At 53.1% G+C, this 13,512-nt stretch carries 11 protein-coding genes and 2 pseudogenes; 3 read left to right on the top strand and 10 right to left on the bottom strand.

Features of this window, described 5'->3' with window-relative positions; all coding sequences use genetic code 11:
- Position 1: 1 nt before the first annotated feature.
- The 4 genes from nuoC to lrhA form a co-directional block, all read right to left on the bottom strand.
- Positions 2 to 1,804, bottom strand: a complete 1,803-nt coding sequence (gene nuoC, locus ACQG1K_RS15185) for an NADH-quinone oxidoreductase subunit C/D (protein ID WP_003861484.1) — start codon at positions 1,802 to 1,804, stop codon at positions 2 to 4.
- Positions 1,805 to 1,893: 89 nt separating this feature from the next.
- Positions 1,894 to 2,568: an NADH-quinone oxidoreductase subunit NuoB gene (gene nuoB / locus ACQG1K_RS15190; RefSeq protein WP_003861482.1), complete on the bottom strand. Its 675-nt coding sequence runs from the start codon at positions 2,566 to 2,568 to the stop codon at positions 1,894 to 1,896.
- Between the two features lie 15 nt (positions 2,569 to 2,583).
- Positions 2,584 to 3,024, bottom strand: a complete 441-nt coding sequence (nuoA, locus tag ACQG1K_RS15195; RefSeq protein ID WP_003861475.1) for an NADH-quinone oxidoreductase subunit NuoA — start codon at positions 3,022 to 3,024, stop codon at positions 2,584 to 2,586.
- Positions 3,025 to 3,655: 631 nt separating this feature from the next.
- Entirely contained in the window at positions 3,656 to 4,594 is a 939-nt protein-coding gene (gene lrhA / locus ACQG1K_RS15200; protein ID WP_032622483.1) for a transcriptional regulator LrhA, read from the bottom strand.
- A 936-nt stretch (positions 4,595 to 5,530) separates the two neighbouring features.
- Between lrhA and alaA the strand changes: the two genes are divergently transcribed.
- Together alaA and yfbR are read left to right on the top strand one after the other, a co-directional pair.
- Positions 5,531 to 6,745 (top strand): alanine transaminase AlaA, encoded by a 1,215-nt coding sequence (gene alaA, locus ACQG1K_RS15205; protein WP_022648831.1) that lies wholly within the window; start codon positions 5,531 to 5,533, stop codon positions 6,743 to 6,745.
- Positions 6,746 to 6,862: 117 nt separating this feature from the next.
- Complete coding sequence (gene yfbR / locus ACQG1K_RS15210; RefSeq protein WP_022648832.1) at positions 6,863 to 7,462, top strand: 5'-deoxynucleotidase; 600 nt, start codon at positions 6,863 to 6,865, stop codon at positions 7,460 to 7,462.
- A gap of 82 nt (positions 7,463 to 7,544) precedes the next feature.
- On the opposite strand, the pseudogene ACQG1K_RS15215 reads toward yfbR, so the two are convergent.
- The 6 genes and pseudogenes from ACQG1K_RS15215 to yfbV form a co-directional block, all read right to left on the bottom strand.
- Positions 7,545 to 7,619 (bottom strand): annotated as a pseudogene (locus ACQG1K_RS15215) (hypothetical protein); the annotation flags it as partial.
- Between the two features lie 323 nt (positions 7,620 to 7,942).
- Positions 7,943 to 8,035: pseudogene (locus tag ACQG1K_RS15220) on the bottom strand (hypothetical protein); the annotation flags it as partial.
- A gap of 306 nt (positions 8,036 to 8,341) precedes the next feature.
- A complete protein-coding gene (locus tag ACQG1K_RS15225; RefSeq protein WP_022648833.1) occupies positions 8,342 to 10,174 on the bottom strand; it encodes an SLC13 family permease in 1,833 nt (610 codons plus the stop codon).
- A gap of 75 nt (positions 10,175 to 10,249) precedes the next feature.
- On the bottom strand, positions 10,250 to 10,909 hold the full coding sequence (locus ACQG1K_RS15230) for a sugar phosphatase (protein WP_023300628.1): 660 nt from the start codon (positions 10,907 to 10,909) through the stop codon (positions 10,250 to 10,252).
- 11 nt (positions 10,910 to 10,920) lie between these two features.
- Entirely contained in the window at positions 10,921 to 11,415 is a 495-nt protein-coding gene (locus tag ACQG1K_RS15235) for a YfbU family protein (protein ID WP_008502874.1), read from the bottom strand.
- 92 nt (positions 11,416 to 11,507) lie between these two features.
- Positions 11,508 to 11,963 carry a terminus macrodomain insulation protein YfbV gene (gene yfbV, locus ACQG1K_RS15240; protein WP_003861459.1) on the bottom strand — a complete coding sequence of 152 codons (456 nt, stop codon included), beginning with the start codon at positions 11,961 to 11,963 and terminating at the stop codon, positions 11,508 to 11,510.
- Between the two features lie 335 nt (positions 11,964 to 12,298).
- Between yfbV and ackA the strand changes: the two genes are divergently transcribed.
- Positions 12,299 to 13,501 carry an acetate kinase gene (ackA, locus tag ACQG1K_RS15245; RefSeq protein ID WP_367075030.1) on the top strand — a complete coding sequence of 401 codons (1,203 nt, stop codon included), beginning with the start codon at positions 12,299 to 12,301 and terminating at the stop codon, positions 13,499 to 13,501.
- Positions 13,502 to 13,512: the final 11 nt, after the last annotated feature.

The following is a 13,512-nucleotide window of genomic DNA, read 5'->3' on the forward strand; positions in this document are numbered from 1 at the left end:
ATTAGCGGTCCACATCTGACATAACAAAATCGATACTACCCAGATACACAATCAGGTCGGAGACCAGACTGCCGCGAATAGCGGCCGGGATCTGCTGCAGGTGCGCAAAGCTTGGCGTACGCACGCGGGTACGGTAGCTCATGGTGCTTCCGTCGCTGGTGAGGTAGTAGCTGTTGATACCCTTGGTCGCTTCAATCATCTGGAAGGATTCTTGTGCCGGCATGACCGGGCCCCAGGAAACCTGCAAGAAGTGGGTGATCAGGGTTTCGATATGTTGCAGCGTGCGCTCTTTCGGTGGCGGCGTCGTCAGCGGGTGATCCGCCTTGAACGGGCCTTCCGGCATGTTGTTGAGGCACTGCTCAAGGATGCGCAGGCTCTGGCGCAGCTCTTCCACTTTCAGCATCACGCGGGTGTAGCAGTCGGAAACGCCGCCGCCAACCGGGACTTCAAAGTCGAAGTTCTCGTAGCCAGAGTAAGGACGGGCTTTACGCACGTCGAAATCAATACCGGTTGCGCGCAGGCCAGCACCTGTGGTCCCCCACTCCAGCGCCTCTTTCGCGCCGTAGGCGGCAACGCCCTGGGAGCGGCCTTTCAGGATGGAGTTACGCAGCGCGGCTTTCTCGTAAGACGCCAGACGTTTCGGCATCCAGTCGAGGAATTCACGCAGCAGGCGGTCCCAGCCGCGCGGCAGATCGTGCGCCACGCCGCCGATGCGGAACCAGGCCGGGTGCATACGGAAACCGGTAATCGCTTCCACCAGATCGTAGATTTTCTGACGGTCGGTAAAGGCGAAGAAGACCGGCGTCATCGCGCCGACGTCCTGAATGAACGTGGAGATGTACAGCAGGTGGCTGTTAATACGGAACAGTTCAGACAGCATCACGCGAATCACATTAACGCGATCCGGGACGGTGATGCCTGCCAGTTTCTCAACAGCCAGCACGTATGGCATCTCGTTTACGCAGCCGCCGAGGTATTCGATACGGTCGGTATACGGAATGTAGCTGTGCCAGGACTGACGCTCGCCCATCTTCTCGGCACCACGGTGGTGATAGCCGATGTCAGGCACGCAGTCGACAATTTCTTCGCCGTCAAGCTGAAGGATAATACGGAATGCACCGTGCGCAGAGGGGTGGTTTGGACCGAGGTTGAGGAACATGAAGTCCTCGTTTTCGGTGCCGCGCTTCATGCCCCAGTCTTCCGGCTTGAAGGTCAGCGCTTCCATCTCCAGATCCTGCTTGGCTTTGGTCAGCTCAAACGGGTCGAATTCAGTGGCGCGTGCCGGGTAGTCTTTACGCAGCGGGTGGCCGGTCCAGGTCTGCGGCATCATAATGCGCGTCAGATGCGGGTGGCCGTCGAAGGTCATGCCGAACATTTCCCAGGTTTCACGCTCGTACCAGTTGGCGTTCGGGAAAAGTTTGGTGATCGTCGGAAGATGCATGTCGTTTTCAGACAATGCCACCTTGAGCATGATATCCGTGTTGCGGTCTATTGAGATCAGGTGGTAGAAAACGGAAAAATCCGCAGCAGGGAGACCCTGGCGGTGCGTTCTCAGACGTTCATCCATGCCGTGTAAGTCAAACAGCATGACGTAAGGTTTTGGCAATTTCTTGAGGAAATCGACAACTTCCAGTAATTGCTCACGCTTCACCCAAACAACGGGTACCCCGGTGCGGGTGGCCTGAACAGTAAAGGCATCCGGCCCAAAACGGTTGCGCAGTTCGCCAATGACGGGGTCATCGAGATGATCCCGGGTCTGCCAGGCGGCTTCTTGCGCGGTTAAGTCGGTCATATTGTTCACCATTGCAAATGGTCCGTGGTGACTGTTAAGCCTGGCTTCGCGCTATTTGAGTAGTGATATGCGAAGGTGTTCTCCAGGCCCACAGGCGCAAATTAAATTTCGTCAGGCGTACGCAGGTTGGTGACGGCAATACGTTCACCACGTTTACGCTCGCGCTCAGACTGCATGTTCGCGCGATAGACACCTTGATCGCCAACAACCCAGGAGAGCGGACGGCGTTCTTTACCGATTGACTCCTGCAGCAGCATCAGCGCCTGCATATAGGCCTCTGGACGCGGCGGGCAGCCCGGGATGTACACATCCACCGGAATGAACTTATCAACGCCCTGCACAACGGAATAAATGTCGTACATACCGCCGGAGTTTGCACATGCGCCCATGGAGATTACCCATTTTGGCTCCAGCATCTGGTCATAAAGACGCTGAATAACCGGTGCCATCTTGGTAAAGCAGGTCCCGGCCACCACCATCAGGTCAGCCTGACGTGGAGAAGCACGCAGTACCTCGGCCCCAAAACGCGCAACGTCATGCACCGCAGTGAATGACGTCACCATTTCAACGTAGCAGCAAGAAAGGCCAAAGTTGTATGGCCAGATGGAGTTCTTACGACCCCAGTTGACCATATCGTGCATGGCATGTTCGAGTTTGCCCATGTACACGCTTTTGTTGACTTCTTGCTCCAGGGGGTCGGTTACGATCTCCTGTTTTTGCAGGGGGTAACGGTCATTCTCACCGTTAGGATCTATGCGGGTGAGCGTATAATCCATCTTATTGCCTCGCTGTTACTGCTGACGATTAGAGATACTGTTTTCCGGGTTGATGTGTTCACGGCGTGAACGCACAGGTGTCCAGTCCAGCGCGCCAATACGCACCAGATAAACCAGACCGGCCAGTAACACTAAAATGAAAATTGCGGCCTCGACAAAGCCCACCCAACCACTTTCGCGAATGGAGGTAGACCACGCGAAGAGGTAAAGCGCTTCCACGTCGAAAATGACGAAGAACATGGCTACCAGGTAGAACTTGGCAGACAGGCGTAAGCGAGCGGTACCTACTGAATCAATACCTGATTCGAAAGGTGTGTTTTTGTGCCTTGCGCGGGCGCGACCGCCCAGGAACCAGCCGCCGACTAACATCAGGCAGCACAGGCCAATGGCTACAATAAGAAAGATTGCGAATGCCCAGTGATGAGCGATGACTTCTGTGGATGTTGACATACTCATTGCTTACTCATCAAAAGTGATACCGACGACACTGCTCTTGCTGGCAGATGGGCATCACATCGATTCATGGGGAGGAACAAAATAACCTTACACTAACTGTCAGAAATGAGACATAGACAGCAAAATGATGGGGTTTTTTACTCCTTTCTATAACCTTTTGTCAACTTTAACAAAGGTTTCTTCACATTAAATTACAACGTGCGATTCTCATTAACATTTGGTGCCCTTTAACCCTGGTGGGTACATGACTTTACGTCAAATGCATCTTGTTGAATCGTGTCCGTTTTGGAAGTAAAAAAAATAACCCTCCTATTTTGACAGGATTTGCCAACGATTCCTCCCCCCAAATGGGAGTATTTTCTTGATCTGAGACACGCTTTTGTTAATTCAATCAAAAAAACAGCAACATATTTCCTGTTTTTTTAACATCGGCGGGGTATTAGGCAAGTTAGAAGAGGTATCGTTTATAACTTAACCAAAAGCATTTTCTGCATTGATAAATAAGCGGTATTTGCTTTAACCCTGCTCCGTTCGCGGTTATGAATAGCAAAAAAAACCACTCGCAGGAAAAAATCATGCGAGTGGCTCTTTTTTGCACTTACATTTTGTTACGAGAATTTTGGGGGAATGATCACTCAAAATCCCTTTCCACAATCAGGGAGTCATCCCCTCCTTCCGGAGTAACAGGCGCGTACTGCCATGGATTGTGGTAGTTTTCCATTGCCTCGAATACCACTTTCGCTAGCTCGTTGTTGCTGGCGGCATTATGGCACAGCAGGTACTCCGTATCCGGCAACGACGGGAGTCCCTCAGATTGACCCAGCACACGCAGATCGGGGCTCATCATCTCCACCGGACGGGCTGTTACGCCAAGTCCGGCCTTCACTGCCGCTCGTACCGCAGGCAACGTTGACGCAACGTACGCCAGGCGCCACGGAATACTGGCTTCGTTGAGCGCAGTCAGCACCATATCGCGGAACGGACTAGGATCGTCCAGCAGGACCAGGGGTATTGGCTCACCTTTTTGCAATACGTACTCCGCGGCACAGTACCAGTGCGTAGGAGAAGTACGCAGCGTCAGGCAGTCATACTGGCCAGGTCGATGCGTGGTGACCACCAGGTCAACCTCGTTTTCTTTCAGCATCTCAACCATGAAGGCATTGCGTTTAACGCTAACGTCCAGGGCAAGCTTCGGATAAACCGAGCTAATTCGGTTGAGAAGGAAGGGCAAAATGGTATCTGCTGATTCATCTGACGCCCCTAATGTTAACACTCCCTGAAGGTTGCTAAACATTAATGACATACAGGCTTCATCATTAAAGCGCAGTATCTTTCTGGCATAACCCAGAAGCTGAATACCATGTTCTGTTAAAAGCTTATTACGTCCATGACGCGCAAAAAGCTCTTTACCAACCAGTTGTTCCAGCCGCTGCATTTGCTGACTCACGGCGGACTGGGTACGGCAAACGGCGGCAGCAGCTGCTGCAAAAGTGTTGAGATCGGCGACCGCAACAAACGTTCTCAGCAGATCGAGGTCGAGATTCATTATCGGACGATTTGCATTTATCATATCTTTTCACTTTCAGGTTGCTCGTGCGGAGCTGCCCGGGTTGAAGCTGTGTGTAACAGTTAAGCAATTCCTTCTGAAGAGTTTCCCTCGCGTCCCGGCCCGGCAGACTGCCTGACAGATAGTTATTGTACTTTGGTATATCAACAGTCAGAAATCACGTTTCATGACGTTATTTTTATTCTCTTGCGTTCAGGATATTTCGTTATCTGAAGGTAGATGTAAATTCCATTAAGAGTAAGACATGTTTTCTGCCATCTATATCGCAGCGTTGCCAGCGTAGCAAGATGTGACTTACCCAATCAGCCAGAGATTACTTTAACAATAACAATCGATTAATACAGGAAGGCAGAAGCTGATATACGTAACAGGCCTATCGCTACGCTGCATTCCCAAAACACATCTTAACCCAAATCCACTATATTTATAAGTCTTATTGCAATATAACGGATTTAACGCCAATGATAAGCAACTACACTCTTTTTATTAAAATTAACGAAAGTTGCATTTTCGTCGTTAATAATAAATAAAGTTTAATTTAGATTCAGGCCATTCATTAATAACACTTAACATTAATTTCACATGAGTAACTTTTAACCTGGCTTTGCTAATAGAGCAAACTGTATCTCAGCATTCAGGTTTTACGAATGGTCACTCAGGGGGACTAACGCTTCAGCCCGGATCGTCTTTTTATTTAAATCAGAATAATATTAATATTTATGTGAAACTTTCAGCATAAAAAACCCAACATTAAGCGTTTTCACGGTAATTTCAGGCGCAAAATCACTCCATCATTAGATTAAGCAATCACAGCAGTGCTGCCTGGTTGGACAAAATCTTCTTCTGTGCGCCCTTCAAAACGAAGCGCGGTGGGAGTACATTGTTCCGTGCTGCTTCCACGGCAGGAAGTTGCAATAATAGCGAAAAGGTTAAAGGTTCATGTCCCCTATCGAAAAATCCAGCAAGCTCGACAACGTCTGTTACGACATCCGTGGCCCGGTACTCAAAGAGGCAAAACGCCTTGAAGAGGAAGGCAATAAGGTTCTGAAACTCAACATCGGCAACCCCGCGCCATTTGGTTTTGAAGCGCCGGATGAGATCCTGGTGGATGTGATCCGTAACCTGCCCACTGCACAAGGCTACTGCGATTCAAAAGGGCTTTATTCCGCCCGTAAAGCCATTATGCAGCACTATCAGGCTCGCGGTATGCGCGACGTCACCGTTGAAGATATCTACATTGGCAACGGTGTCTCGGAGCTGATCGTTCAGGCGATGCAGGCGCTCCTGAACAGCGGCGATGAAATGCTGGTTCCCGCTCCAGACTATCCGCTGTGGACGGCTGCGGTATCGCTCTCCAGCGGTAAAGCGGTGCACTATCTTTGCGATGAATCGTCTGACTGGTTCCCGGATCTGGATGACATTCGCGCCAAAATAACACCGCGCACCCGGGGAATCGTGATCATTAACCCGAATAACCCGACGGGCGCGGTCTATTCAAAAGAGCTGCTGATGGAGATCGTCGAGATCGCCCGCCTGCACAACCTGATCATCTTTGCCGACGAGATTTACGACAAGATCCTGTACGACGCGGCGCAGCACCACTCTATCGCCGCGCTGGCGCCCGATCTGCTGACGGTCACCTTTAACGGACTGTCTAAAACTTACCGCGTTGCCGGTTTCCGTCAGGGCTGGATGGTACTGAACGGTCCGAAAAAACATGCGAAAGGCTACATTGAAGGGCTGGAGATGCTGGCATCCATGCGTCTGTGCGCCAACGTACCGGCGCAACATGCGATCCAGACAGCACTCGGGGGCTATCAAAGCATCAGCGAGTTTATCGTTCCAGGCGGCCGCCTCTATGAACAACGCAACCGTGCATGGGAATTAATTAATGATATTCCGGGCGTCTCCTGCGTGAAGCCTAACGGCGCGCTGTATATGTTCCCGAAAATCGACGCGAAGCGCTTCAATATTCACGACGACCAGAAAATGGTGCTCGACTTCCTGTTGCAGGAAAAAGTGCTGCTGGTTCAGGGGACGGCGTTTAACTGGCCGTGGCCGGATCACGTGCGTATTGTAACCCTGCCGCGCGAAGACGATCTCGAAATGGCCATCAGCCGCTTCGGGCGATTCCTCTCGGGGTACCATCAGTAACGCTGACTTTCCGCCGGGTGGCGCTGCGCTTACCCGGCCTGTAACATCTGCAAATTTGCATCTTCCCTCCCCTCCCCGCACAATGAAGTCCGTCGCAGTGAAGACATAAGGTAACCTATGAGTCAGAGTCATTTCTTTGCCCACCTCTCCCGCCTGAAACTCATCAACCGCTGGCCGCTGATGCGCAACGTGCGCACTGAAAATGTGTCTGAGCACAGTTTGCAGGTTGCCATGGTCGCTCATGCGCTGGCCGCGATTAAAAACCGCAAATTCAACGGGCAGGTTAATGCCGAACGTATCGCCCTGCTGGCGTTGTACCACGATGCATCGGAAGTGCTGACCGGGGATCTGCCTACGCCGGTGAAATATTTCAACTCGCAGATTGCCCAGGAATATAAGGCCATTGAGAAGATTGCCCAGCAGAAGCTGATCGATATGGTGCCTGATGAGCTGCGTGATATCTTCGGGCCACTGATCGACGAGCATCAGTATACGGAAGAGGAGAAATCCCTGGTTAAGCAGGCCGATGCGCTGTGCGCCTACCTGAAATGTCTGGAAGAGTTATCCGCGGGGAATAACGAGTTCCTGCTGGCGAAAACGCGCCTGGAGAAAACGCTCGACTCCCGCCGTAGCGAAGAGATGGATTACTTTATGCAGGTGTTTGTGCCGAGCTTCCATTTGTCGCTGGATGAGATCAGTCAGGATTCACCGCTGTAGTTTTTCGCCCAGCGGCGCTGCGCTTGCAGGGCCTACGAATCACGTAGGCCGGGTAAGGCGTAGCCGCCACCCGGCGATGTTCTCAGAACGGGAATAACACCGGAATCAGCACCACGCATACCAGCATCACCAGCACGGTGAACGGCACGCCAATTTCACGAAGTCGCTGGATGAGATTAGCAAGGATTCACCGCTGTAGTTTTTCGCCCAGCGGCGCTGCGCTTGCAGGGCCTACGAATCACGTAGGCCGGGTAAGGCGTAGCCGCCACCCGGCGATGTTCTCAGAACGGGAATAACACCGGAATCAGCACCACGCATACCAGCATCACCAGCACGGTGAACGGCACGCCAATTTCACGAAGTCGCTGGATGAGATTAGCAAGGATTCACCGCTGTAGTTTTTCGCCCAGCGGCGCTGCGCTTGCAGGGCCTACGAATCACGTAGGCCGGGTAAGGCGTAGCCGCCACCCGGCGATGTTCTCAGAACGGGAATAACACCGGAATCAGCACCACGCATACCAGCATCACCAGCACGGTGAACGGCACGCCAATCTTCACGAAGTCGCTGGATGAGATTAGCAAGGATTCGCCGCTGTAGTTTTTCGCCCAGCGGCGCTGCGCTTGCAGGGCCTACGGATCACGTAGGCCGGGTAAGGCGTAGCCGCCACCCGGCAATGTTCTCAGAACGGGAATAACACCGGAATCAGCACCACGCATACCAGCATCACCAGCACGGTGAACGGCACGCCAATTTCACGAAGTCGCTGGATGAGATTAGCAAGGATTCGCCGCTGTAGTTTTTCGCCCAGCGGCGCTGCGCTTGCAGGGCCTACGAATCACGTAGTCCGGGTAAGGCGTAGCCGCCACCCGGCGATGTTCTCAGAACGGGAATAACACCGGAATCAGCACCACGCATACCAGCATCACCAGCACGGTGAACGGCACGCCCAGCTTTACAAAATCGCTGAATCGATAGTTTCCCGGCCCCAGCACCAGGGTATTGACCGGGGAAGATACCGGCGTCATAAATGCCGCGGACGCCGCCATCGCTACCACCATCGCAAACGGATAGGGCGAAACGCCCATCGATTTTGCCATCGCCAGCGCAATAGGCGCCATCAGCACCGCCGTTGCGGTATTGGAGATGAACAAACCAATGGTGGCGCACATGACGAACAGGCAAACCATCATCAGGTACGGACCATATCCCCCGCCCGCGTCCATTAAGCCTTTTACGATCAAATCCACCCCGCCGGTTTTCTGTAGCGCCAGGGCGAAGGGCATCATCCCAACGATGAGAATGATGCTTGGCCAGTGAATCGCTTTGTAAGCGCTTTCGGCGTCGATACAGCGGAATTTGCCCATTAACAGACAGGCGATTATCGCCGCCACCGGGTTAGGGATCTCGTCCGTCAGCATCAACGCGACCATCAACACCAGGCAAAAAATCGCATGGGGCGCCTGACTGTGCGCCGGTGACGCGTCGCTCTCTTCAATCGGCATATTCAGCACCACAAAATCGCGGCCTTTCTGCCCGAGCTGGCTAATCAGTTTCCAGTTGCCGACCACGAGGAAGATATCCCCCAGCAGGATCGGCTCATCCACCACCGCCCCTTCAAGGGCTACGCCATCGCGCTTCAGGCCCACCACGTTGAGGCCATAGCGGGTACGAAAGCCGATTTCGCGCACGGTTTTGCCCAATAACTCCGATTCCGGGATCAGCGACACCTCGGCCATTCCCACATCCAGCGCCCGGTCGGAGAAATACTCGCCGCGCAGCACCATCGGCTCCAGCAGCTGCTCGCTACAAAACTCTCGCAGATCCACGTCCGCGGTGGACATATCAATCAGCAGGACGTCACGCGCGCGAAACTCTGACACCCCATTCACGTTAACGATTACCCGACGAAAACGACGCCAGCGCTCAACCCCGATGACGTTCGCGCCATAGCGTTCGCGTAGCTTAAGGTCGTCCAGCCGCTGGCCTATCATCGGCGAACCGGGGCGGATAGCCAGCCGACGGGCGCGCCCGGTCAGACGGTACTCTTTGATCAAATCGCGAAAAGTTCGCCGCTTCCAGCCCTCTTTGGCTTTGTCCTGCTTCTCCCCTTTCAGCGCGAAACGGGTCAACAGCATATAGATAATGCCCATCACCAGTACAACCAGCCCGATCGGCGTGACGCTGAAAAAGCTAAACCCCTCAAGCCCCTCACGGATCAGTTCGCTGTTTACGACGAGGTTCGGCGGCGTCGCGACCAGCGTCATCATGCCGCTGATGAGCCCGGCAAAGCTCAACGGCATCATCAGCCGCGACGGGGAGATCTGCATCCTCATGCAGACGCTAAGCACAACCGGAATAAAGATGGCCACGACCCCCGTCGAGCTCATAAACGCACCCAGTCCGGCGACCGTCAGCATCAGGTAAATCAGCATTTTGGTTTCGCTGCTGCCCGCCACTTTAACCAGCCACGACCCCATCATTGTCGCCACGCCGGTGCGTACCAGCCCGTCGCCAATAATAAACAGGGCGGCAATCAAAATAACGTTGGGATCGCTAAACCCGGAAAAGGCTTCCGGCAGGGAAAGGGTACCGCTCAGAACGAACGCGACAATCACAAACAGGGCGACGGCATCCATGCGCACCTTGCCCGTGGCAAAAAGAATGATGGCGATTAACAGCAGGCTCAGGACCCAAATCAGTTCACCGTTCACAACATGTCCTTGTCAGTGGAGGAGAAGCAATTCTGCCATAAAAAAGCCCCGGTAATGCGGGGCTATATCATGGGATTACATTTTTAGCGAGACGGTTACAACGCCGTCTGATGCCTTCGAGACGTCGATGGCGGTCAGAGTATTAAGCACAAAATCCGCCTCCTCCAGCCGGGGAGACCCCGCCGGGACGTTAACGGCAATGACGTGGCTTCCGGCGTTCAGCCCGGCCAGCACGCCTGCCGCCGCGTCTTCCACCACCACGCACTCCGCTGGCGCAAGGCCGAGCAGTTCAGCGCCGAGCAGAAACGCATCCGGTTCGGGCTTGCCGCGCTTTACGCGCTCAGCGGTAATGAAGACGTCCGGCGTCGGTAAACCGGCCGCCTTATGGCGGGCATGCGCGACAGGAACCGAGCCGGAGGTGACGATAGCCCACGGGATCTGCGCTTCATTCAGATGCTCAAGCAATTCGCGCGCACCGGGCAGCGCGGTGATGCCCTCAGTGTCGGTAGCTTCAATCTGCTCCAGATATTTGAACTCCGCCTGAATCTCTTCCTCAGAACGTCCCGCCAGGAAGTGCCGCAATGAGGTAATGGCCTGTTTGCCATGGATGAAATTCAGTACATCCTGATGGTCGATGCCGTGCCTGTCGGCCCAATGACACCAGGAACGCTCCACTACCGGCAGCGAATCCACCAGCGTACCGTCCAGATCAAACAGAAAACCTTTACACTGCACACGCACCTCCGTCAGGCATTAATGATTTGTTGAATTTCGTTGCTGCTTAAATGGTACTGACGCGGACAGGCGTGCCACGCGCTCAGCATACGTTGATACTTATCCCACATTGGGGTCTGGGCGTTGAAGCCGTGCGTACCCGCATCAAAATGAGTGTAGCGCCCTTCGGTGTTCACCATAAAGCGCACATAGCTCAGATAGCGCGCCTCCGTCGCGGCATCAAAGCCCAGGAACGTTACGCGGCGCTCATCAATGGACTGCTGGTCTTTCAGATTGGTCCAGGACACATGCAGCGCATGGTACATCTCCATGATGTCGATAACGATACGGCAGGTTTCCTCTTTCAGTTCGCCAAATTCGCGATCCAGTTCGCGCATCTGCAAGCCAAAACCACGTTCAACAATGGTTTGCAGGCGGCTGTAGCGCGCAGCGTTATCGGGATCAAGCATTGTCATCATCTTGTACTGGTTAGACAAAATCAGACGTTGAGCATGGGTCATTTCCATCTTTCGACTCCTGTAGCGCATTGCACTGTAAAAAAAAGACACGGTAACTGATTGTTACTGTGCCTTCTTTTGGTCGTCGTTTCGATGATCAATCACAAGTCATCGAGGAATGTTTTATCAAGCTGTTTAAACGCGCGCTTGAGGGTGTCCGCCAGCGCCTGATAATCCGGCTTGCCTTCAACCGGGGCGAGCGCCTGGCCGGCCTCCTCCAGTTTTCCACGCACTTCATAAAACCAGTGTAAAATAGAAGGCGGAAGTGGCGTGACGGAACGTTTACCTAACCACCACAATCCCTGCATCGGCAGGCTTAACGCAAAGAGCGCCGTCGCGACGGCAGGTCCAAGCTGTCCACCCAGCGCAATTTGCCAGCAAAGAGTAAAGACAGCGATCGGGGGCATAAAGCGAATCGCATAGCGCGTGGCGCGAATAGTGCGATTTTCAATAAACATGGGCGCGAGGCGCTTTTCCATCGGCCATGTCTTTGCGTAATGCTGTCCCCGACGAAACAGACTAAAAAAGTTCACGGACGGGATTTCAGGTGTTGACATGGCTGTACCTCAACTTCACATATAAAAATTAAAATTTTCGTGCAAAACCACAACAGGCTATGACAACGTTCAAAATATTTTGTCATCGCTACCCCGTATCGGGTATCCTGTGCCAGCCTTATAGGCCGTAGACGAGAAGCGTTAACTCGTCAAATTATCGCATATTATGCCATTGTCTGAAAAATGTTCAAAATGGCTTAAAATCATAGGTATTTCTTCCATCCTGCCAGAATGTTCGTTTGGCATGATGTTAATCATAAATGTCTGAGTCAGCATGCGTTACGCTTTAGACTCATTGACGTTTTTTTAGCCACGTATCAATTATAGGTACTTCCATGTCGAGTAAGTTAGTACTGGTTCTGAACTGCGGTAGCTCTTCACTGAAATTCGCCATCATCGATGCGCTCAACGGTGATGAGTACCTCTCTGGTTTGGCCGAATGTTTCCATCTGCCTGAAGCACGTATCAAGTGGAAGATGGACGGCAGCAAACAAGAAGCGGCTTTAGGTGCAGGCGCCGCTCACAGTGAAGCGCTGAACTTTATCGTTAACACTATTCTGGCACAAAAACCAGAACTGTCTGCTCAGCTGACTGCGATTGGTCACCGTATCGTCCACGGCGGCGAAAAATACACCAGCTCCGTGGTAATCGACGACTCTGTGATTCAGGGCATCAAAGACTCTGCGTCTTTCGCACCGCTGCATAACCCGGCTCACCTGATCGGTATCGCTGAAGCACTGAAATCCTTCCCGAATCTGAAAGATAAAAACGTGGCCGTGTTTGACACCGCGTTCCATCAGACCATGCCGGAAGAGTCTTACCTCTATGCCCTGCCATACAGCCTGTACAAAGAGCACGGCGTACGTCGCTACGGCGCACACGGCACCAGCCACTTCTATGTGACTCAGGAAGCCGCAAAAGTACTGAACAAGCCGGTTGAAGAAGTCAACATTATCACCTGCCACCTGGGCAACGGTGGTTCTGTTTCTGCTATCCGCAACGGTAAGTGTGTTGATACCTCTATGGGTCTGACCCCGCTGGAAGGTCTGGTGATGGGTACCCGTTCCGGTGATATCGACCCGGCGATCATCTTCCACCTGCACGACACCCTGGGCATGAGCGTTGACGACATCAACAAAATGCTGACCAAAGAGTCTGGCCTGCTGGGTCTGACCGAAGTCACCAGCGACTGCCGTTACGTTGAAGACAACTACGCAGAAAAAGCTGACGCTAAACGTGCAATGGACGTTTATTGCCACCGTCTGGCGAAGTACATCGGTTCTTACACCGCGCTGATGGAAGGCCGTCTGGATGCTGTTATCTTCACCGGCGGTATCGGTGAGAACGCGGCAATGGTACGTGAACTGTCCCTGGGCAAACTGGGCGTTCTGGGCTTCGAAGTCGATCACGAGCGTAACCTGGCTGCCCGCTTCGGCAAGTCTGGCTTCATCAACAAAGAAGGCACCCGCCCGGCTATCGTTATCCCAACTAACGAAGAGCTGGTCATCGCGCAAGACGCGTGCCGCCTGACTGCCTGATTCCACACCGC

Origin of the sequence: Enterobacter cloacae complex sp. 402C9 (assembly GCF_050030745.1) — a bacterium.
Taxonomy (GTDB): Bacteria; Pseudomonadota; Gammaproteobacteria; order Enterobacterales; family Enterobacteriaceae; genus Enterobacter; species Enterobacter intestinihominis.

Bases quoted from the DNA above. Each gene is read 5' to 3' on its own strand.
- nuoC (WP_003861484.1), bottom strand. From the start codon at position 1,804: ATGGTGAACAATATGACCGACTTAACCGCGCAAGAAGCCGCCTGGCAG.
- alaA (WP_022648831.1), top strand. From the start codon at position 5,531: ATGTCCCCTATCGAAAAATCCAGCAAGCTCGACAACGTCTGTTACGAC.
- nuoA (WP_003861475.1), bottom strand. From the start codon at position 3,024: ATGAGTATGTCAACATCCACAGAAGTCATCGCTCATCACTGGGCATTC.
- yfbR (WP_022648832.1), top strand. From the start codon at position 6,863: ATGAGTCAGAGTCATTTCTTTGCCCACCTCTCCCGCCTGAAACTCATC.
- ackA (WP_367075030.1), top strand. From the start codon at position 12,299: ATGTCGAGTAAGTTAGTACTGGTTCTGAACTGCGGTAGCTCTTCACTG.
- ACQG1K_RS15235 (WP_008502874.1), bottom strand. From the start codon at position 11,415: ATGGAAATGACCCATGCTCAACGTCTGATTTTGTCTAACCAGTACAAG.
- lrhA (WP_032622483.1), bottom strand. From the start codon at position 4,594: ATGATAAATGCAAATCGTCCGATAATGAATCTCGACCTCGATCTGCTG.
- yfbV (WP_003861459.1), bottom strand. From the start codon at position 11,963: ATGTCAACACCTGAAATCCCGTCCGTGAACTTTTTTAGTCTGTTTCGT.
- nuoB (WP_003861482.1), bottom strand. From the start codon at position 2,568: ATGGATTATACGCTCACCCGCATAGATCCTAACGGTGAGAATGACCGT.